We start from the raw sequence: 18,190 nt of genomic DNA, 5'->3' as shown, positions 1-18,190 counted from the left end.
TGGTGAGTGCTAACTCATATGTCCGGCGCCGCCGGACGGAGGAACTGTTTCTCACCGTTCTCATCGAGGAAGAAAAAATGGCAAAGTCGAAGTTCCGCCCGCTTCATGACCGCGTGGTCGTTCGTCGGGTCGAATCCGAATCCAAGACCGCTGGCGGGATCATCATCCCCGACACGGCAAAGGAAAAGCCGCAGGAAGGCGAGATCATCGCCGTCGGCTCCGGCGCTCGTGACGAAGCTGGCAAGCTGGTTCCGCTGGATGTCAAGACCGGCGACCGCATCCTGTTCGGCAAGTGGTCGGGCACGGAAGTCAAGCTCAATGGCGAAGACCTTCTGATCATGAAGGAATCCGACATCATGGGCATCATCGGCTGATATCAGGCCTTTTCATCAACTGAATTCCCGGGCTCAATCTAAAGCCCCTGCCAGGAGCTAAAAATGGCTGCCAAAGACGTAAAATTTTCCCGTGATGCCCGCGAGCGCATGCTTCGCGGCGTCAACATCCTCGCCGACGCGGTGAAGGTCACGCTCGGCCCCAAGGGCCGCAACGTCGTCATCGACAAGTCGTTCGGCGCGCCGCGCATCACCAAGGACGGAGTCACCGTCGCCAAGGAAATCGAGCTTGAAGACAAGTTCGAGAACATGGGCGCGCAGATGGTCCGCGAAGTTGCTTCGAAGACCAACGACATCGCCGGCGACGGCACCACGACGGCGACCGTTCTGGCGCAGTCGATCGTCCAGGAAGGCCACAAGGCCGTTGCCGCCGGCATGAACCCGATGGACCTGAAGCGCGGCATCGACCTGGCCGTGACCGAAGTCGTCGGAGCGCTCGGCAAGGCTGCCAAGAAGATCAAGACCTCCGAGGAAGTTGCCCAGGTCGGCACGATCTCTGCCAATGGCGACGAGTCGGTCGGCAAGATGATCGCGGAAGCGATGCAGAAGGTCGGCAACGAAGGCGTCATCACGGTTGAGGAAGCCAAGACCGCCGAGACCGAACTCGAAGTCGTCGAAGGCATGCAGTTCGACCGCGGCTACCTCTCGCCCTACTTCGTCACCAACGCCGACAAGATGGTTGCCGAGCTCGAGGACGTCTACATCCTCCTGCACGAGAAGAAGCTCTCCAACCTCCAGGCGATGCTGCCGGTTCTCGAAGCCGTCGTGCAGACCTCGAAGCCGCTGCTCATCATCTCGGAAGACGTCGAAGGCGAGGCTCTGGCCACGCTGGTCGTCAACAAGCTGCGTGGCGGCCTGAAGATCGCCGCCGTGAAGGCGCCGGGCTTCGGTGATCGCCGCAAGGCCATGCTGGAAGACATCGCCATCCTCACCGGTGGCCAGGTCATCTCCGAAGACCTCGGCATCAAGCTCGAGAACGTCGGCCTCAACATGCTCGGCCGCGCCAAGAAGGTGTCGATCTCCAAGGAGAACACCACCATCGTCGACGGCGCCGGCAAGAAGGCCGAGATCCAGGGCCGCGTTGCCCAGATCAAGCAGCAGATCGAAGAGACCACTTCGGATTACGACAAGGAGAAGCTGCAGGAACGTCTCGCGAAGCTCGCGGGCGGCGTTGCGGTGATCCGCGTCGGCGGTGCGACGGAAGTCGAAGTCAAGGAAAAGAAGGACCGCGTCGATGACGCCCTCAACGCGACCCGCGCGGCTGTCGAAGAAGGCATCGTTGCTGGTGGTGGCGTAGCCCTGCTGCGCGCTTCGGCCAACATCAAGGCCACAGGCGTCAATGCCGACCAAGCCGCCGGCATCAACATCGTTCGTCGTGCGCTGCAGGCTCCGGCCCGCCAGATCGCGGCCAACGCCGGTGCGGAAGCATCGATCGTTGCCGGCAAGATCCTTGAGAACAAGGGCGCGACCTTCGGCTACAACGCCCAGACCGGCGAATATGGCGACATGATCGCCATGGGTATCGTCGATCCGGTCAAGGTCGTTCGTACCGCTCTCCAGGACGCGGCCTCGGTCGCCGGCCTGCTGGTCACCACCGAAGCCATGATCGCGGAGGCTCCGAAGAAGGAGTCGGCTGGCGGCGGCATGCCTGGCGGCATGGGCGGCGGCGGCATGGGCGGCATGGGCGGCATGGATTTCTAAGAAATCCATAAAGCACACCCATGAACTAACATTGCTCAAGCCCACAAGCGGGCTTGAGTGGCGGCATGGATTTCTAAGAAATCCATAAAGCACGCCCATCAACCAACATTGCTCAAGCCCGCAAGCGGGCTTGAGTGGCGGCATGGATTTCTAATCCAGCCTCATTCAGCCTTCAGATACGGAAAGGGCGCCGAAAGGCGCCCTTTTTGTTTTTGAGGTCGAACGGCTCAAGCTTGGAGGCCAGGCTAGATGACGGCATCCGCGCGCTGTCGTACCTCGCCAGCCAGCACCGCGGCTTCGATCAGCGCCGCGACCTCGTCGGCCACCGCCTGTAGCGGGGCGCGGTCGCGGGTGGCGCGGGCGATGACCATCAGCCCTTCCAGCGACGATTCGACCAGCAGCGCCAAGGCATGGGCACGGCGCTCGGACACCCCTGCCCTGACGAAGGCGTCGCGCAGCAGGCCTATCCACTGTTCGAAGGCCGAACGGCACAAATCCGCCAGTTCCGGCACGTCGGTCGGCGAATCCAGCACGACAGGCGCGATCGGACAGCCGAGCGAAAACTGGTTGTCCTCCAGCATGCGCCCCACCGACTGGTAGATATGATGGACGGCCACCGCCGGATCCCGCTCGGCGGCCAACGCCTCGCCCAACCGCGCCGTCACATCGGCGACGCTGGCACGCGTCACCTCGATGACCAGTTGGTCCTTGCCACCGGGAAAATGGAAGTAGAGCGAACCGCGGGGCGCGCCGCTGGCGCTCAAGATGTCGTTGAGCGAGGTGCCATGGTAGCCACGTTGCCGCAGCAGCAGCCCCGTCGTCTCGAGTATGCGGGTACGGGTGTCGTTCGCCATGTCAACCTCTGTCAGCAGTGAGCATTATAGGCCTTGCGTCGAATATGACAATCGGTCTACATAATATGTAGATCAGTCTATATATACGAGGTAGCCGAATGCAAACCTATCGCCTTGAAGGCTCCGGCGGGGCCGAATGCCTGGTGATGCGCGATGAGGCACAGCCGAAGCCGAAACCGCATGAGATCGTGGTGCGTATTCGCGCCACCTCACTCAACCGTCGCGACACGATGATCCTCAACGGCACCTACCCGCTGCCGCCGCGCCAGGGCGTCGTCCCACTGAGCGACGGAGCCGGTGAGATTGTCGCCATCGGCGATGCCGTCACCCGCTTTGCCGTCGGCGACCGTGTCACCGGCAGCTATTTCGCACGCTGGATCGACGGCCGCATCAATGCCGGGCTCATCGACCAGCTCGGCTGCACGCTGGACGGCATGCTGACCGAATACGCCGTTCTCGATGAACAATGGGCGGTGCGGCTGCCCGATCATCTCGATTGGCAGGAGGCCGCAACGCTGACCTGCGCCGGCCTGACCGCCTGGAATGCGGTCACGGGAGCCAGAATTCCGACACCCGGCCAATGGGTTCTGGTCATCGGCTCGGGCGGTGTCGCGCTTTTTGCACTGCAGTTCGCCAAGCTGCTCGGCTGCCGTGTCGTCGCCGTCACCTCGCGCGGGGAGAAAGCCGACAGGCTGCGCGCGCTGGGCGCCGACCTGGTGATCTCGACATCGGATATGCCGCAATGGGGTGCGACCGTCCGCGACCAGACCGGCGGCATCGATCTCGTCGTCGAGACGGGTGGCCCGGCGACCTTCGCGCAATCGCTGATCTCCAGCACGCTTTACGGACACATCGTGCTGCTGACGCTACAGGATGCGAAAGGCGGATCGATCCAGATGCCGACGGCACTCTACCAGCGCAGCCTCGCCACCATCAGCCGTCTCTTCGTCGGCAGCCGGACCAATCTCGAAGCCATGCTGCGCGCTATCTCACAGCACCGCCTGCGGCCCGTCATCGACAAGGTCTTTGCCTTCACCGAGGCCAGCGATGCCTACCACTATTTCCAGCAGGGCGACGTCTTCGGAAAGGTGATCGTCGACGGCGCCTGACCCACCGATTTTTTCAAACCAAGGGAGGACGACAATGACAATTCGTGAAGCATCGGCCGAGTGGCAAGGGACACTGAAGGAGGGCTCGGGCAGGCTGAGGCTCGGCAGCGGCGTGTTCGAAGGCGCCTACTCCTTCCCGTCGCGTTTCGAGAACGGTCCGGGCACCAATCCGGAAGAACTGATCGCCGCGGCGCATGCCGGCTGCTTCTCAATGGCGCTCAGTGCCAAACTGGGCACGGCCGGTCATATCCCCACAAGCATCAGCACCATCGCCAAGGTGCATCTCGGCACAACCGCCGCCGGGCCGACGATCACCCGCATCGAGATTGAGACGCAAGCCGAGATTCCGAGCCTTACCCCGGATGAATTCCAGAAACTCGCAGAGACGACGAAAACAGCATGCCTTGTCTCGCGTGCGCTGGCCGGCGTGGCAAACATCACGCTCAAGGCCGAGCTCGTCGCGACCGCCACGGATTACTGAAAGGAAGGAGCAATCCAGTGACACAGGAAATCATCATCGACAACGCAACGGCTCGGCGCTCCGCCGAAACGGCCGAGATCATGCGTCGCTTCAACGACGTGTTCCAACGCCACGACCCGTCAGCGCTGGACGGACTGGTGGCGGAAGACTGCGTCATCGAGAACACTACGCCGGCGCCGGACGGTGCCCGCCACGCCGGCAAGGCAGCCTGTATCGAACTGTGGTCGGCGATTGCGACCGGACCCGGCACGCATTTCGACCTAGAGGAGACCTTCGTCGCTGGAGACCGGGCGACGATCCGCTGGCGCTACTGCATGGCCGACGGCAATTCGCTGCGCGGCGTCAATTTGATGCGTGTCGCTGGCGGCCGGATCGTCGAGGCCAAGGGCTATGTGAAGAGGTAGCGCCGGCCGGCGCTACCGATCCGCCAGCGCCAGCTTGGCGCCGAAGGTGCGGCGCAACAGGTCGGCGCCATGCGTCGGTAAGCCTCCGCTAATCCAATTGATGCACGAGGACGCCCGACCACAGCCATATGAGTTAGTCCTAAACTATTTCAATCTGTGCTAGAACCGGGCGCGACCGCCATTCGACGATCGAGAAAACCCATGAGGGAGGACTCGTGCGATGAGCATTAGAACCGCCTGCTTTGGAGCACTCGCATTGGCTGTCTTCAGCGGCACGGCATTTGCCGGGGCGCTCGACTCGCCCAAGATGATGGAACCGTTCTTCACCGATTCGAGCATGAAGACGATGAAATCCGACAAAGAAATGAAGGCCGCTTGGGCAGCGATGTCCAAGGACGATCAGGCCATGATGATGAAGGAATGCCAGGACGCTGCGATGAGCAAACCACACGCACCGTTCTGCGAAAAATTGAAGGCTCTCGGCGGCGCCAACAAGTGATTGCCCGGAGTTGAAGAGCAGATGAAGGCGAGCTTGGGCTCGCCTTCTGACTATCTGGCAGGGATTTTGCGCAAAGACGACAGGACCCGCGAACCGGTTTCTACCGGTCGGCCAGCGCCAGCTTTGCGCCGAGCATGACGAAGGCTCCGGCGAAGGTTCGGCGCATCCAGGTCAGCACCATTGGCCGCGACACGACATGGCTGCGGATCGAGGCGGCGAAGACGCCGTAGCCGACGAAAACCACGAAGGTCAAAAGCATGAAGACGGAGCTGAGCTCCAGCATCTTCGACAACGCGTTGGGTTCGGTGGTGCTGACGAATTGCGGCAGGAAGGCGAAGAAGAAGATCGACAGTTTCGGATTGAGCACGTTGACGAGGATGCCGGTGGCAATCACCTTGCGGGCCGAGCGCGGCGTCACATCCTGTTCGACGCTCAGGCCACCCTTTTCCTTCAACGTGTTCCAAGCCATGTAGAGCAGGTAGGCGACGCCAAGATATTTCAGCGTCTCGAAGGCGACGGCACTTGTGTGCAGCAGTGCCGCAAGGCCGGTGATGGCGGCCGCCATATGCGGGATGATGCCGAGCGTGCACCCGAAGGCGGCGATGATCGAGGCCCGCGCGCCGCGCGACAGGCCGGCGCTCAGCGTGTAGAGAACGCCGGTGCCGGGCGAAGCCACGACGATCAGCGACGTCAACAGAAATTCGATGCTCATGAAATCCTCCGCTGCCCCGCCCGGCGGAAGGTATCGGGGCGGACAATGGCGCACAAGCGGCGGTGAGCTTAATCTCCCCCTTTGTGGGGTAGATTAGCAGCTACACCGGCAATCCGTGCGCCCGGCGCGCCATCAGGCAATCGTCGTCACCAGGCATGCAGGCGCGGCAGACGTCCGGGCGGAGTTCATAGATGCCGCATGCGGTCGACTTGCCGATCTCGCCGCACAGGGCAGAGCAGCGCACGCCCTCGCAGCGCATGCCGGACAGATTGGCGGCTACATATTTTTCTGGGATGCGGTCGAGCTGCGCATCGTCCTCGGTGGAAAAGCGCGGCCACTCGGCCGAGTAGCAACAGCAGGCGCCGCAGCTCTGGCAGTCGAACAGAGCAGCGGTGCCGCGCTGCGACGACAAAGGACTTGCAGCGGCCACCAGGGCAGACAGCCCCGGCGCGGCAGGATTGCGATCGGCGTCTTGCGGCAAGGGGCTATTTCTTCTTGCCTGTCATTTCTTCTTGCCTGTCATTTTTCTTGCCTGTCTTGCGCGACGACGCTTCGGCCGGCGACTTGAACAGATCGGTCGCGGTCTCGGCAGCTTCGCTGGCTTTCGGCGCGGCAACCGGCTTGGCCGGTTTTGCGGTGGCAGCCGGTGCTGCCGGCTGGTCCTTGGTGGAGAATTTTATGGCCATGTCAGTCCTCGTCGACGAAGCGCGATGTTGGTGCACGTGGATTGCGCAGGCGGCCGATCAACGCCGAAACCGCCGTGATGTTCATTTCCTCGGGCGACCAGTTTCTGACTTCCGCGATATGGTGCACAGCCAGCTCGCGATGCGTGCTGCCGCTGTAGGCGGCGTCCTGATGGGTCACGCGCTCATGGGTCTTGGCGTCTTCACGGACATATTCGATCAAATAGTTCGGGCATTCGGCGCGACCGCGCACGCCGACCCGCACCTGGGCATCGCCATGAGCGCGTTTGCAGCGCTCCAGCTTTTCCAGCACCCGGCGCACATATTCGACGGGCTTGTTGAGGCCATCGACCACGTCGGCGATGGTCGAATCGGCGGCGATCAGTCTCGGAGGCACGCGCTTGGTAGCCATCAGCGTCTTCCGGTTCGCTTCGGCAAAGCGGCGAGCGCCGCGGCGGCGGCCAACTCATCGGCCTCCTTCTCCAGGCGCAATTCGCGCAAGCGCGCGGTCTTGGCTTCACGCGCTTGGCTGACGGCATCGCGCTCGGAATTGATACGGTTGAGCGACATCGACTGGGTTTGCGTCTTGCTGAACAAGGACACGGCCTGTTCGGCTGTTGTCTTCGATTGAGCGGTCAAAATCTTTCTCCTGTCAGGAGCCCGTGACGATGGAGCAAGACCGGATCTTCGGTCGGGACCATGCACGAAGCCATACGGCAGCGGATTCAATTGCTGGAGCGTCCCATAGCACGTCCAGGTCGGCGCGCGGCGTATTTTCAGCGGCAAGACGCGCAAAATGAAAAAGGCCAGGCACCGCCTGACCTTCATGAGAGCGCCGCGCAACCAAGTGACATCCAAAAGGATGCACGGGGGATGCACGGGAACGCCCTTCTCATGCGCATGACATGCCGTGGAAACTCAGGTCTCCGCGGCCATGCGCTCGAATTCGCCACTCACCGGTGCCAGTACATCCGTGGTCACCGGGAGAGCTGAATTCTTTTTTCAGGCCGCCTTCAACTGGTCGGCGGACATCTTGCCCGACTTGTTGTCGCGGACCATCTCGTAGCCGAGCTTCTGGCCCTCGACGATGTCGCGCATGCCGGCGCGCTCTACGGCCGAGATGTGGACAAAAACGTCGGCAGAGCCGTCGTCAGGCTGAATAAAACCAAAACCTTTGGTGGCGTTGAACCATTTAACTGTGCCGGTGCTCATGACGAACCCTTTCCATGGCAAATATTCGTTCGACGCCATGCGGATGCATGACGTCGTTTGTCCCGATTTTTGATGTGGGAAGTTCGTCAAAGGCGCGCTCGAAAGCGCGGATAACAAAAGTCAGTCAAACAAATATCGACGAATTCCTTGTAGGCTTCTTTTGGCGGCGTGTCAATTTCTGGTTTTCTTCTCACCTGATTCGACGCAGACGCGCCTGGCGAGGATCCATTCGCCGGCGGCTCCGGGCACAGAAACCAAGGCGCCTGTTCCATCAAAAAAATAGCAGCATGCCGGGAACCAATTTCGCGCCCATGCATTTCATTGTGTCAGCAGTTTCAGAGAGCGATCTCAGGGACGCTGACACAAAGGACGCCTCCCGTACAATAAAACGTGCGAGGGGCGTTCTTGTATGGTGACGAACCGGCTGGCCGGTATCGAGCGGGGCTTTCCCTCCCTCCCCGGATTTCGCTGCGAAGGCGATGTCCGGTTGCGGCGCAAATGTCGCGCCAAGATCGACGTGGATAGCGGCCGGGGCTTGGGTGGTGTTGGCTTGGATGCTCCAGGTGAGTTTGGCAACTTCACTCTGGCAGAGCGCTGGTCGACTTCCATCCCGATAGGATCTTCGCGATAGGCCCCCAACCTCGTTCTCTTACCCGCTGAACCGGCGGCTTTTTTCAGTTGAAAGACCGCCGTGATTCTGAACTCGCGGCACTCTTCAGATCAACAGCACCCAGGACCAATACGCACCGATCACCATTTGCACGGCGAACGCGGTGAACCTGAGACTAACCGCGAGTTGGGTCGTGGAGACGAGGTGGATCATCGACTGCACTATCCGTGCACCTAACAGGGTATAGGCAAGCGGATTCGTGACATCTGTTCTTGCGATAATGATGGCGACGCCTAGCAGACCTCCGAAGATTGGAAGCCCTTCAATGCAGTTGGCGTGGGCGCGGGCCAGCCTCTGCATGAAGGGGGTGAGTGCTGCGTTATCTGGCGTGAAGCCGTTTGCCGCGACTTGCCCAGAGATCACCAGGTAGGTCCGGATGACTTCCATCACGATCAGCAGGCCCAGCGCCCATGAGATGAATCCAATCAATGCATAAGCACTCGCCGACATGTGCCGTCCCCGTTGTTCGCCCTTTGGTTCATTGTAAAGGATCAAGTGGTGTTGTGCTTCTGTTGCTCCGGCTTGGTGGGGACGCTTCTGGCCCGCAGCCATCTTGGCCAAGCGATACAGATTCGATCTGCATCTTCACACCAACCTACCCTGAAATCCTCCAGAATCTGAGCCAATCCAGCGCGCCGAGAAGCGTCATCACACGCTTTGGTTGAAGTTCGACTTCGCGCGATCGTAAATGGCAACAATGGTCGCGGTGTTGAGGCGCGAGGGGTAAGGGTCCCGTTGGGCACAGATGGGTGCTGGTGAAACGCCAGTGACCGCCGGCGTGCCGGGATCTGGCGCTGTGCCCTTATGTCTGAGTACGGATTGTGCGCAAAGCAAAGCCCTATGAGCAGGCCTTCACGATCGGGGTTTCCGTCAGCCGAGGAGGGTCGGCAATCGTTGGTTCTGCATGCTTCGAGAACCGTCCGGGCGACCAGGCGGGGAAGAAGCTCATTCGTCCGGGCCGGGTTCCGGCCATGTCTCCTTTGCCGCTTCCGCATACCAATGGCGCATCGCCGGGGTGGCAAGAACGGCGTCGACATAGGCGCGTGTGTCCGGCGCAAGCGTGCCGCCGTAGGTGTCGAAGCGGGTGACGACAGGCGCATACATGGCGTCGGCCGCGGTGAAATGGCCGAACAGGAACGGGCCGCCCTTGCCGTATTGTTCCCGGCACTCGCGCCAGATCGTCTCTATGCGCTCGCGCTGTAGTTCACCTTCGGCGTCGAGCTCTTTGTGGCCCTTCGGCCGTCGCAAATTCATCGGCCAGCCATAGCGGACCTCGCGAAAACCCGAATGCATTTCGGTCGCCACCGAGCGCGCCAGGGCGCGGGCGTCGATGTCGGCCGGCCAAAGCCTTTTGTCTGGAAACAGGTCAGCCAGATATTCGAGGATAGCAAGTGTTTCCCAGATGGTTTTGCCATTGTGATTCAGGACGGGCACCTGGCCGGTCGGCGACACTTTCGCCAGATTTGCGAAGGTCTCCGGCGTGCGCAGCCGTACGAAGCTCTCGTCGAACGGGATCTCCAGATGCCGCATCGCCACCCATGGCCGGAGCGACCACGAAGAGAAGCACTTGTTGCCGATGAAGGGCGTGAATTCAGCCATTTTTCTCCCCGCACGCATGACCCTTGGAATCCCTTGGTCGGCGCGTGCTCACAGCCTAGCCCGCCAAGCTTGCCTCGGGAGGCGGCGGCACGACCTGATCTGCTGCCCGGGCGACGCCTGGAACCCAACCGACGCCGGCTCGCTAGCCGCGCGCGGATGAATTGCTCCGAATTCAAGATTCCCAGAAGATACGGAAAAGGCGGCCGCGAGGGTCGCCTCTTCATGTACTCCAGCCCTTGCTGAAGGCATTGGTGAAAGCGACCTCGCCATGATCGCCGGTTGCCTCGCCCAGCACCACGTCCAAGCCGTTGCCGGTCACCCTGGCCAGCGCGAAACCTCCCATATAGGCAGCCTTCGGCTTGAACAGATCGAGACCATCCCTGCGATAGATCAGCGGCGGGTCGTGCTGGTGGCCATGGAAAATGCCGACGACATTGTAGCCCTTGAGCACCGCCAGCAGCGCCTGCCGGTCGGCCTCGCTCCACCAGTGCGGTGCACCGGAGCCGTCATCGTCGTAGTGCCTTTTGGCGGCATCCCAGCGTTCTATCGAGAAGGTGTCCCAGCCATAGTGCTGGAACAGGATGACCGGACGACCATCCGCCGCATAGGTCGCCAGATCCTGCTTCAGCCACGGCAGGCTGGAGACGGCGCCGTGACCGGTGTCGCCGGCAAAACGATGCGTCTGGATCAGATGCAGGCCGCCCCAGTCCCAGGAATAGCAGTCGGTGGCGACATCATAATCGGTGGCCGGCACCGGCGGCTTGAAGAAGACGCCGGCGCGATGATTGACCTCGACATAGTCGCGCAATTCGCGCCGGTACCAATTGACATGGCGCGGCGGCCCGTTCTGGTCGAGATCATGGTTGCCGAGCCCGACATAGACGGGCATGTGCACGCGATCGGGGCCGACGCCCTGCTGGTAGCGCTGGCTGAACTGGAGCAGTTGGGTGCCCTCGCTCGGCTGGGTGATCTGGCCGCCGCCATCGTCCGTGATGTCGCCGCCGACGACGAGGCCGAGCGGCCTGCCGATGCGGCCGCCCGCCGAGCGCAGGCCACTGGCGACACCGTTGATCTCGGTGGGCCAGTCCTTGTCGGCGAGACCGTTGAGCGCCGTCACGTTGCGCAGCAGGGCCGCGTCGGTCTTTCCTTCCTGCCGGCAGTTGGGGCTCAAGCCGCTCGCCATACGGCAGGCATGAACATCGGCGATGAACAGGAAGGTGGCGTCGATGGGCTGGATGCGTAGGCCGGTCTGGCTGAATGCCGGGCGCGACGATGCGCCGGCCGCGGCAAAACCTACGGCCTGCGCCAAAAAGCTGCGACGAGAAAACAATCCAGGCGAACGGCTATTCATCATGAGCTGAATTTCAGCATGGAGAGCGGCCGGCCGTCCAGCGCCTCTCCTTGCCGCCATTCGACATCGTGCCAAAGGCCTGCATCTCCGCCCTTCGAGAACCAGGCTGCCGAGGCGCTACGACGAAGGCGCAAGTTCCGAACGCTATGAGGCGATAAAGCCGCGGGCGCAGTAGCTAGAGCTGGCGCGCCAAGTCAACGCAGCGTGTTATCACTGTGACATCAAAGGGTTCTTGGTCGTGGCAGCACCCGGCGACGTCGCCTGGCTGCCAGTCCGCCTTGAGATGACGACAGCGCACTCCGCTCCAGTCCCGCCAAACAGTCCCGCAGCACGCTCGGATCCTGCGCCGTCTTGGCCATCGACATGGCGCCGGAATAGGTGGCGACCGCCAGCGCGGCAAAGCGCTCGGGATCTGTGCCCTCGTCCCTGCCCGCCCGCTGGTCGGCCCGCACCTTGTCCGAAATCGCCCGCCGCCAATCGGCAAAAATACCTGCAAGGGCAATCCGGAAATCGGGATCGGCGAGCGACAGCTCATGCGCCAAATTGTTGAGCGGGCAGCCACGCACGAAACCCTGCTGCTCCAGTTCCGCCGCCACCGCCTCGAACACGGCGCGCACGCCTTCGCGCACCGACGCAGCCGCCAGCAGCGGCGCGATCCATGTCTGTTCCACCGCTGCCGCCACACGCTCGTCAATTACCGCCAGCGCGAGCGCCTTCTTTGTCGGGAAATGGTGATGCAGTGCACCGCCGCTGACGCCCGCCGCCGCCATCAGGTCGCCGAGGCTGGAGGCGTGATAGCCGCACGCCTGGAACGCGTCCTCGGCGACATCGAGCACTTTCTTGCGCATGCCTTCAGGGTCGTTGATGCGTTTTCGTGGGCGCGGTTTTGATTGAACGTTCATCTCTGCTGACATTGCCGAACTCTAGCATATTGACAAAACAGGACAACCGGTCTGTTTTATAAACAGGATGATCACCCTGTTTTTGAGGAGAGTTGGATGAACATGCCCCTGAATGCCGCGCCGAAGCCATCGGTGCTCGCCTCGCCTGTCGTCGAGCTTCGGCAATACACGCTGAAGCCCGGACAGCGCGACACGCTTATCGACATTTTCGACGGCAAGCTGATCGAGGGCCAGGAGGACGTTGGAATGACCATCATCGGCCAGTTCCGGGATCTCGATCGCCCGGACATGTTCGTCTGGATGCGCGGCTTCGACGGCATGGATGCGCGGACAAATGCTCTCGCCGCCTTTTATGACGGCCCGGTCTGGGCGGCGCACAAACATGCGGCCAACGCGACAATGATCGATTCCGACGACGTGCTGCTGCTGAAGCCCGCATGGCCGGGCGCCGGCTTCGACCTTACGGGCGCGCAGCGTCCAAGCCTGGCCACCGACGAAAACTCAATTCAAGACAGGCCGCCGACTGGCCTCGTTGTCATTGAGATTCATCATTTGCAGCCCGGCATGGAGGTTGATTTCGGGAGGCACTTCGAGGCCGAAACGGCACCCCTGATGACGGCGTCTGGAGCAGACCTGCTCGCTGCTTTCGTCACCGAGCATGCCGAAAACAGTTTTCCGCGCCTGCCGGTACGGGCTGATGAAAACGTCTTCATGTCCGTCGCTGGCTTTGACAGCGCCGAGGCGTATGTCCGCCACAAAGCCGCGCTCGCCGCCTCGCTGGCATGGCAGGCCATTTGGCAGGCCGCGCAACTCAGCCTGACCAAGCCAATTGAGACCTTGCGCCTCTCGCCGACATCGCGTTCGCAACTTGGGAGATGATTGAGGCGATTCGAGTGCGGCACCTGCCGGAGCGCGCTTTGCCGGAGAGCCGGCGGGGGGCGTCCTGATCGTCGGCCGCGACACCGAAAAACTTGACGCTGCCCGCAGCCAGCATCGCGGTCTATCTCGCGAGCGACGAGGCGGCCTGGACAGTGACGGCCTTTGTCGATCGACGGTGGCCATGCGGTGGGGTGATCGATCCCTGCACCAGACTAGGCGCCGGCATTTTCAGTAGCCCCGCCTTCCACAAATCCGAGTGAGGCTATCGCCTCCAGGATCTGATCGCGAACCCAGCGATGAGGTGACTCGTCGTCGTGGCGCGCGTGCCAGTACATTCTGATTTCAGGAACGGCAATGGGGAGCGGCGGTTCAAAGATGACGAGCGGCAGGGTCCTCGCCGCCCAAACGGCGAACTGCCTGGGAACCGCTGCGAGGTGGTTTCCATTTGCCACTGCCAATGCGACAGCCTGAAAGTGCGGCAGTGTCAGGCTTACGCGACGCGTTCGTCCGATTTTGCGGAGCGCCTCGTCGGTGGCGCCCGACATCGAGCCATCAATAGAACGAAGAATATGGGGCAATTCGCAGAAAAGCTCGATCGGCAAAGGCTCGCCTTCGGCAGTACCCGCCTGCCTGATCGCAGCGTTGTCTTCCGCGGCGATGATGGCGAATGGTGAATGGAACAGAGGCGTGCTTGAGACCCAGTCGGAGACCTCCAGCGGACGCTCGAGCGCTACGTCGATTTCATCCTCCTGGAGCAGCCGCGAAACGTCGCCGCGCGCGCTATCGAGAAACCTTAACGACACGCGCGGCGCGGCGCCGGCGATGCGTGCCGCCAGGGTTGGCATCAGCAGCATGGAAAAGAAATCGGCACCCATGAACGTGAAGGTTCGCTCCAGCTCCGCCGGATCGAACGCCTTCGCCGAATGGAAGACGCGTTCGATTTCGCGAAGGGCCACGCGCAAGGGCTCGGCCAAGCTCTCGGCGCGCGGCGTCGGCATCATGTCATTGCCCCGCCGAACGAACAACTGATCGTTGAGGAGATGCCGCAAGCGATTGAGCGCGGCACTGACGGCAGGCTGGCTGAGGCCGATCTGCTCGCCGGCACGCGTAACGCTTCTCTCCCGCAGAAGGGCGTCGAACACCCTGACGAGATTGAGGTCGAGCGCATTCAAATTCATCGCATCAATTCGCCCCATATGATCATTCGATTTCCGCTGTGGGCATGTCCTTGGTTAGGTGGTCATCGGCACAGCAACAGAAGGATCAGACAGCCATGACAATGACCGCCCGGACGATCACAGGCAAGGAGCTCTTCTGGTTCAACAACACGCTCGTCGCGATCCACGTCTCGGCGGCCGCAGGAGAAGACGGCATCTGCGTCGTCGAGCATCGCATGCCCTATGGCGACTCTCCGCCACTGCATGTGCATCGCAGGGAAGACGAAGTTTTTCACCTCCTGGACGGGAGATTACGCTTTGAAATCGACGGCCACGAACGCATTGCAGACGCCGGCGAAACCGTCATTGCGCCGAAAGGCCTACCGCACACTTACCGGGTCGAATCTCCAAACGGTGCGCGAACCCTAACCATCACGCGCGGCTCCGACTTCGAGACGATGCTGCGTCAAGCGAGCCGTCCCGCCGAACAGCCAGAGCTGCCGCCGCAGATGGAACCGACACCGGAAATCATCGCGGTGCTGGTACAGCTCTGCGCAAAAAATGGCATCGACATTGTGGGGCCGCCGCTAGCCTGATTGGCCGTTCAGGACATTCGAGGCAAGCCGACACGCGCCTCCGCCTTTTTCCTTACGTGAGAAGGCGGAGGCGCACCTTCAACCGATTTGCATCATTGCCGCCCGCAATCTCCGCTTGAAGCCGTTTGTGCAACGCGATACGCCGTTGCCGACTTCGACAAGGAGAGACCCGTGACCGCTGCAGAGACCAGAACCGAAACCGACACGTTCGGCCCGATCGAAGTCGCCGCCGACCGTTATTGGGGCGCGCAGGCGCAGCGTTCTCTCGGCAACTTCAAGATAGGCTGGGAAAAGCAGCCGGCGTCGATCGTGCGCGCGCTGGGTATCGTCAAGCGGGCGGCGGCCGAGGCCAATATGGAGCTGAAGCGGCTTGATCCTTCGATCGGCAAGACGATTGTCGAGGCGGCGCAAGAGGTCATAGACGGCAAGCTCAACGACCATTTTCCGCTGGTGGTCTGGCAGACCGGCTCGGGCACGCAGTCCAACATGAACGCCAATGAGGTGATCTCCAACCGGGCGATCGAGATGCTGGGCGGCGTCATGGGCTCGAAGAAGCCGGTGCATCCCAACGACCACGTCAATATGAGCCAGTCGTCGAACGACACCTATCCGACGGCCATGCACATCGCCTGCGCCGAGCGCATCGTGCACGATTTGCTGCCGGCGCTGAAACATCTGCACAAGGCACTTGAAGCCAAGACCAAGGCCTTCGCGCACATCATCAAGATCGGCCGCACGCACACCCAGGATGCCACCCCCCTCACGCTTGGCCAGGAATTTTCGGGCTATGCCGCGCAGGTCGCCTCGTCGATCAAGCGCATCGAGCTGACGCTGCCCGGGCTGCAGGAACTGGCGCAGGGCGGCACCGCTGTCGGCACCGGCCTCAACGCGCCGGTCGGCTTTGCCGAAAAGGTGGCGGATCGCATCGCCGCCATCACCGGCATCGCCTTCGTCACCGCGCCGAACAAGTTCGAGGCGCTGGCGGCCCATGATTCCATGGTGTTCTCGCACGGCGCCATCAACGCGGCGGCGGCTGCGTTGTTCAAGATCGCCAACGACATCCGCTTCCTCGGTTCCGGCCCGCGTTCGGGCCTCGGCGAACTGTCGCTGCCGGAAAACGAACCGGGCTCGTCGATCATGCCGGGCAAGGTCAATCCAACCCAGTGCGAGGCGATGACGCAGGTCTGCGTTCAGGTGTTCGGAAACAATGCGGCGCTCACCTTCGCCGGCAGCCAGGGCCATTTCGAGCTCAATGTCTACAACCCGCTGATGGCCTACAACTTTCTCCAGTCGGTGCAGCTGCTCTCCGACGCTTCGGTCTCCTTCACCGACAATTGCGTCGTCGGCATCGAGGCGCGTGAAGACAACATCAAGGCGGCACTCGACCGCTCGCTGATGCTGGTGACGGCGCTGGCGCCGACCATCGGCTACGACAATGCGGCGAAGATCGCCAAGACCGCGCACAAGAAGGGCACCACGCTGCGCGAGGAAGCGCTCGCCACCGGGCTCGTCAGCGAAGCCGACTATGACCGGCTGGTGCGGCCGGAGGACATGACGTATCCGGGGTAGGACATTTCGCGAGGGGAGAATTTACTCCTGTCGCGTCCTGACCCGAGGCGAATTTTGCGCAGGTCGTCCGATCACGGAAATGTAAGCGCTGTGAACAATGTGTCGCCAGTCTGACGGCTTTGGTGAACAGTCCGCATGCTCTATCTCACCGGCATCAACCCCTTCCCGGAGAGAGCCAACATGTCCACCAACACTTCAGTCGCCGGTTCCGGCGCATCCAATGCCTCAACCACCATCCTTCTCGGCCGCGTCCTGCTTGCGGTCATCTTCCTGCTTTCAGGTTTCGGCAAGCTCACCGCCATCGCCGGCACGGCCGGCTATTTCGGCAGCCTCGGCCTGCCCTTGCCGACCGTAACGGCTATCATCGTCGGCTTGATCGAGCTTCTCGGTGGTGTCGCCATCCTCGTCGGCTTCCAGACCCGGGCCGCAGCCTGGGTGCTCGCTGTCTTCACCGTCGCCACCGGCTTGGTTGCCCACACCGGCTGGGCCGACCAGATGCAGATGATCCAGTTTCTCAAGAACCTCGCCATCACTGGCGGCTTCCTGCTGCTGGCTTCCTCCGGCGCCGGCGCCTATTCGATCGACGCAAAGCGCGGCTGATCCAAGCCTGGCGATAGCTCAACAAAAAAGCGGCGCGGAATTTTCCGCGCCGCTTTTTCGTTGTCGGTACAGACGTCTCAGCCGGTTGATTCCTGTTATGATCACGGCTTGGAATGGGCTAATCGCCCGGCTCGACCGACAACGGGAGGTGAACATGCCCCGCAACGCGCTGCTTCTGCTTTCCCGGCTGCTGCTCGCCGCCCTGTTCGTGCCCTCCGGTTTTCACGCGCTGAGCGACATTGCCGGCACGACAGGCTATTTCGCCGGCCTCGGCCTGCCGCTGCCGACGCTGGCCGCCTGGGGCACGGGACTGTTCGAACTCATCGCCGGATTGCTCATCCTGGTCGGCTTCCAGACCCGGATTGCGGCGCTGCTGCTCGCCGCCTTCTGCATTGTCGCCGGTTTCATCGGCCATTACGGCCAGGGTGGCGGCGATGCGATGCTCGCCTTCTTGCACCAGCAGATGCTGATGAAGGACATCGCCATATCAGGCGGCTTCCTGGCACTTGGCATGGCCGGCGCCGGGGTATGGTCGGTCGATGGGCGTGGCGCGGTTTGATATCGTCTCAAATCTAAGGGCAGCCCCGGACCAACCAGAGATATTGCCCCCGGTTGAACCCTCGACACCCAAGCCAGGTCGACCCCCACTCCGTCTCGGCTTCGCCGAGCCACCTCTCCCCCGATCGACGGGGTAGAGGAAGGGCGCGAACTGATTCTAGCCAACGCTCCTCACGCAGTTGTGTGCGTCAAGTTCTGCAAAAATGGCGTGGCGGTAGCTGTGACGTCGGCGTGTCCGCCGCGCAGCTCCCGTGTTTAGCGG

23 protein-coding genes are annotated in these 18,190 nt (G+C 61.9%); 11 read left to right on the top strand and 12 right to left on the bottom strand.

From position 1 onward, the window contains the following. Window positions 1-77 precede the first annotated feature (77 nt). Window positions 78-374, top strand: coding sequence for a co-chaperone GroES (groES, locus tag NKJ90_RS24410; protein WP_031261112.1), 297 nt, complete (start codon window positions 78-80; stop codon window positions 372-374). 63 nt (window positions 375-437) lie between these two features. Then, window positions 438-2,093 carry a chaperonin GroEL gene (gene groL / locus NKJ90_RS24405; RefSeq protein ID WP_352487060.1) on the top strand — a complete coding sequence of 552 codons (1,656 nt, stop codon included), beginning with the start codon at window positions 438-440 and terminating at the stop codon, window positions 2,091-2,093. 245 nt (window positions 2,094-2,338) lie between these two features. Here the strand turns inward: groL and NKJ90_RS24400 are convergent, their stop codons facing one another. After that, complete coding sequence (locus tag NKJ90_RS24400; protein WP_023761975.1) at window positions 2,339-2,947, bottom strand: TetR/AcrR family transcriptional regulator; 609 nt, start codon at window positions 2,945-2,947, stop codon at window positions 2,339-2,341. A gap of 98 nt (window positions 2,948-3,045) precedes the next feature. On the opposite strand from NKJ90_RS24400, the gene NKJ90_RS24395 reads away from it, so the two are divergent. From NKJ90_RS24395 to NKJ90_RS24380, 4 genes are all read left to right on the top strand, one after another. After that, on the top strand, window positions 3,046-4,056 hold the full coding sequence (locus NKJ90_RS24395) for a zinc-dependent alcohol dehydrogenase family protein (RefSeq protein ID WP_023761974.1): 1,011 nt from the start codon (window positions 3,046-3,048) through the stop codon (window positions 4,054-4,056). A 34-nt stretch (window positions 4,057-4,090) separates the two neighbouring features. Next, the gene (locus NKJ90_RS24390) at window positions 4,091-4,537 is read left to right on the top strand and encodes an OsmC family protein (protein WP_023761973.1); all 447 of its coding nucleotides are present in this window, start codon (window positions 4,091-4,093) and stop codon (window positions 4,535-4,537) included. A gap of 17 nt (window positions 4,538-4,554) precedes the next feature. Then, window positions 4,555-4,941, top strand: coding sequence for a nuclear transport factor 2 family protein (locus NKJ90_RS24385; RefSeq protein WP_023761972.1), 387 nt, complete (start codon window positions 4,555-4,557; stop codon window positions 4,939-4,941). 220 nt (window positions 4,942-5,161) lie between these two features. Further along, complete coding sequence (locus NKJ90_RS24380; protein ID WP_023761971.1) at window positions 5,162-5,440, top strand: hypothetical protein; 279 nt, start codon at window positions 5,162-5,164, stop codon at window positions 5,438-5,440. A 100-nt stretch (window positions 5,441-5,540) separates the two neighbouring features. Here NKJ90_RS24380 and NKJ90_RS24375 read toward each other — a convergent pair whose 3' ends face one another. The 10 genes from NKJ90_RS24375 to NKJ90_RS24330 all read right to left on the bottom strand — a co-directional run bounded on the left by NKJ90_RS24375 (window position 5,541) and on the right by NKJ90_RS24330 (window position 12,569). After that, window positions 5,541-6,152: a LysE family translocator gene (locus NKJ90_RS24375; RefSeq protein ID WP_023761970.1), complete on the bottom strand. Its 612-nt coding sequence runs from the start codon at window positions 6,150-6,152 to the stop codon at window positions 5,541-5,543. Window positions 6,153-6,252: 100 nt separating this feature from the next. Continuing rightward, on the bottom strand, window positions 6,253-6,633 hold the full coding sequence (locus NKJ90_RS24370) for a YkgJ family cysteine cluster protein (protein WP_023761969.1): 381 nt from the start codon (window positions 6,631-6,633) through the stop codon (window positions 6,253-6,255). 4 nt (window positions 6,634-6,637) lie between these two features. Further along, on the bottom strand, window positions 6,638-6,838 hold the full coding sequence (locus NKJ90_RS24365; protein WP_023761968.1) for a hypothetical protein: 201 nt from the start codon (window positions 6,836-6,838) through the stop codon (window positions 6,638-6,640). Window position 6,839: 1 nt separating this feature from the next. Beyond that, complete coding sequence (locus tag NKJ90_RS24360; RefSeq protein ID WP_023761967.1) at window positions 6,840-7,247, bottom strand: hypothetical protein; 408 nt, start codon at window positions 7,245-7,247, stop codon at window positions 6,840-6,842. Next, on the bottom strand, window positions 7,247-7,474 hold the full coding sequence (locus NKJ90_RS24355) for a hypothetical protein (protein ID WP_023761966.1): 228 nt from the start codon (window positions 7,472-7,474) through the stop codon (window positions 7,247-7,249). Before NKJ90_RS24355 ends, NKJ90_RS24360 begins: the two co-directional genes overlap by 1 nt. Before the next feature lie 363 nt (window positions 7,475-7,837). Continuing rightward, complete coding sequence (locus NKJ90_RS24350) at window positions 7,838-8,047, bottom strand: cold-shock protein (protein ID WP_010915421.1); 210 nt, start codon at window positions 8,045-8,047, stop codon at window positions 7,838-7,840. A gap of 715 nt (window positions 8,048-8,762) precedes the next feature. Further along, a complete protein-coding gene (locus NKJ90_RS24345) occupies window positions 8,763-9,269 on the bottom strand; it encodes an MAPEG family protein (protein ID WP_245266825.1) in 507 nt (168 codons plus the stop codon). 393 nt (window positions 9,270-9,662) lie between these two features. Then, the gene (locus NKJ90_RS24340) at window positions 9,663-10,316 is read right to left on the bottom strand and encodes a glutathione S-transferase family protein (RefSeq protein ID WP_352487059.1); all 654 of its coding nucleotides are present in this window, start codon (window positions 10,314-10,316) and stop codon (window positions 9,663-9,665) included. 220 nt (window positions 10,317-10,536) lie between these two features. Then, on the bottom strand, window positions 10,537-11,670 hold the full coding sequence (locus NKJ90_RS24335; RefSeq protein ID WP_023761963.1) for a metallophosphoesterase: 1,134 nt from the start codon (window positions 11,668-11,670) through the stop codon (window positions 10,537-10,539). Window positions 11,671-11,888: 218 nt separating this feature from the next. Beyond that, window positions 11,889-12,569 carry a TetR/AcrR family transcriptional regulator gene (locus NKJ90_RS24330; protein WP_023761962.1) on the bottom strand — a complete coding sequence of 227 codons (681 nt, stop codon included), beginning with the start codon at window positions 12,567-12,569 and terminating at the stop codon, window positions 11,889-11,891. 96 nt (window positions 12,570-12,665) lie between these two features. Here NKJ90_RS24330 and NKJ90_RS24325 point away from each other — a divergent pair, with 96 nt between their 5' ends. Beyond that, on the top strand, window positions 12,666-13,448 hold the full coding sequence (locus NKJ90_RS24325) for an NIPSNAP family protein (protein ID WP_023761961.1): 783 nt from the start codon (window positions 12,666-12,668) through the stop codon (window positions 13,446-13,448). Between the two features lie 212 nt (window positions 13,449-13,660). Here NKJ90_RS24325 and NKJ90_RS24320 read toward each other — a convergent pair whose 3' ends face one another. Then, window positions 13,661-14,644 carry a LysR family transcriptional regulator gene (locus NKJ90_RS24320; protein ID WP_245266823.1) on the bottom strand — a complete coding sequence of 328 codons (984 nt, stop codon included), beginning with the start codon at window positions 14,642-14,644 and terminating at the stop codon, window positions 13,661-13,663. Between the two features lie 77 nt (window positions 14,645-14,721). On the opposite strand from NKJ90_RS24320, the gene NKJ90_RS24315 reads away from it, so the two are divergent. The 4 genes from NKJ90_RS24315 to NKJ90_RS24300 all read left to right on the top strand — a co-directional run bounded on the left by NKJ90_RS24315 (window position 14,722) and on the right by NKJ90_RS24300 (window position 17,929). After that, entirely contained in the window at window positions 14,722-15,201 is a 480-nt protein-coding gene (locus NKJ90_RS24315; protein ID WP_023761959.1) for a cupin domain-containing protein, read from the top strand. Window positions 15,202-15,372: 171 nt separating this feature from the next. Further along, window positions 15,373-16,770, top strand: coding sequence for a class II fumarate hydratase (fumC, locus tag NKJ90_RS24310; RefSeq protein WP_023761958.1), 1,398 nt, complete (start codon window positions 15,373-15,375; stop codon window positions 16,768-16,770). A gap of 180 nt (window positions 16,771-16,950) precedes the next feature. Continuing rightward, window positions 16,951-17,370, top strand: a complete 420-nt coding sequence (locus NKJ90_RS24305) for a DoxX family protein (RefSeq protein WP_023761957.1) — start codon at window positions 16,951-16,953, stop codon at window positions 17,368-17,370. 154 nt (window positions 17,371-17,524) lie between these two features. Further along, window positions 17,525-17,929 carry a DoxX family protein gene (locus NKJ90_RS24300; protein ID WP_023761956.1) on the top strand — a complete coding sequence of 135 codons (405 nt, stop codon included), beginning with the start codon at window positions 17,525-17,527 and terminating at the stop codon, window positions 17,927-17,929. The last annotated feature ends 261 nt before the right edge of the window (window positions 17,930-18,190 follow it).

Origin of the sequence: Mesorhizobium sp. M0051 (assembly GCF_040323235.1) — a bacterium.
Taxonomy (GTDB): Bacteria; Pseudomonadota; Alphaproteobacteria; order Rhizobiales; family Rhizobiaceae; genus Mesorhizobium.
The sequence above is the reverse complement of the archived record's forward strand: the minus strand, read 5'-3'. Positions and strand labels throughout refer to the sequence as shown.

Coding starts and splice junctions, on each gene's coding strand:
- groES (WP_031261112.1), top strand. CDS start 78: ATGGCAAAGTCGAAGTTCCGCCCGCTTCATGACCGCGTGGTCGTTCGT.
- groL (WP_352487060.1), top strand. CDS start 438: ATGGCTGCCAAAGACGTAAAATTTTCCCGTGATGCCCGCGAGCGCATG.
- NKJ90_RS24400 (WP_023761975.1), bottom strand. CDS start 2,947: ATGGCGAACGACACCCGTACCCGCATACTCGAGACGACGGGGCTGCTG.
- NKJ90_RS24395 (WP_023761974.1), top strand. CDS start 3,046: ATGCAAACCTATCGCCTTGAAGGCTCCGGCGGGGCCGAATGCCTGGTG.
- NKJ90_RS24390 (WP_023761973.1), top strand. CDS start 4,091: ATGACAATTCGTGAAGCATCGGCCGAGTGGCAAGGGACACTGAAGGAG.
- NKJ90_RS24380 (WP_023761971.1), top strand. CDS start 5,162: ATGAGCATTAGAACCGCCTGCTTTGGAGCACTCGCATTGGCTGTCTTC.
- NKJ90_RS24375 (WP_023761970.1), bottom strand. CDS start 6,152: ATGAGCATCGAATTTCTGTTGACGTCGCTGATCGTCGTGGCTTCGCCC.
- NKJ90_RS24365 (WP_023761968.1), bottom strand. CDS start 6,838: ATGGCCATAAAATTCTCCACCAAGGACCAGCCGGCAGCACCGGCTGCC.
- NKJ90_RS24360 (WP_023761967.1), bottom strand. CDS start 7,247: ATGGCTACCAAGCGCGTGCCTCCGAGACTGATCGCCGCCGATTCGACC.
- NKJ90_RS24350 (WP_010915421.1), bottom strand. CDS start 8,047: ATGAGCACCGGCACAGTTAAATGGTTCAACGCCACCAAAGGTTTTGGT.
- NKJ90_RS24345 (WP_245266825.1), bottom strand. CDS start 9,269: ATGGCTGCGGGCCAGAAGCGTCCCCACCAAGCCGGAGCAACAGAAGCA.
- NKJ90_RS24340 (WP_352487059.1), bottom strand. CDS start 10,316: ATGGCTGAATTCACGCCCTTCATCGGCAACAAGTGCTTCTCTTCGTGG.
- NKJ90_RS24335 (WP_023761963.1), bottom strand. CDS start 11,670: ATGATGAATAGCCGTTCGCCTGGATTGTTTTCTCGTCGCAGCTTTTTG.
- NKJ90_RS24330 (WP_023761962.1), bottom strand. CDS start 12,569: ATGAACGTTCAATCAAAACCGCGCCCACGAAAACGCATCAACGACCCT.
- NKJ90_RS24325 (WP_023761961.1), top strand. CDS start 12,666: ATGAACATGCCCCTGAATGCCGCGCCGAAGCCATCGGTGCTCGCCTCG.
- NKJ90_RS24320 (WP_245266823.1), bottom strand. CDS start 14,644: ATGGGGCGAATTGATGCGATGAATTTGAATGCGCTCGACCTCAATCTC.
- NKJ90_RS24315 (WP_023761959.1), top strand. CDS start 14,722: ATGACAATGACCGCCCGGACGATCACAGGCAAGGAGCTCTTCTGGTTC.
- NKJ90_RS24305 (WP_023761957.1), top strand. CDS start 16,951: ATGTCCACCAACACTTCAGTCGCCGGTTCCGGCGCATCCAATGCCTCA.
- NKJ90_RS24300 (WP_023761956.1), top strand. CDS start 17,525: ATGCCCCGCAACGCGCTGCTTCTGCTTTCCCGGCTGCTGCTCGCCGCC.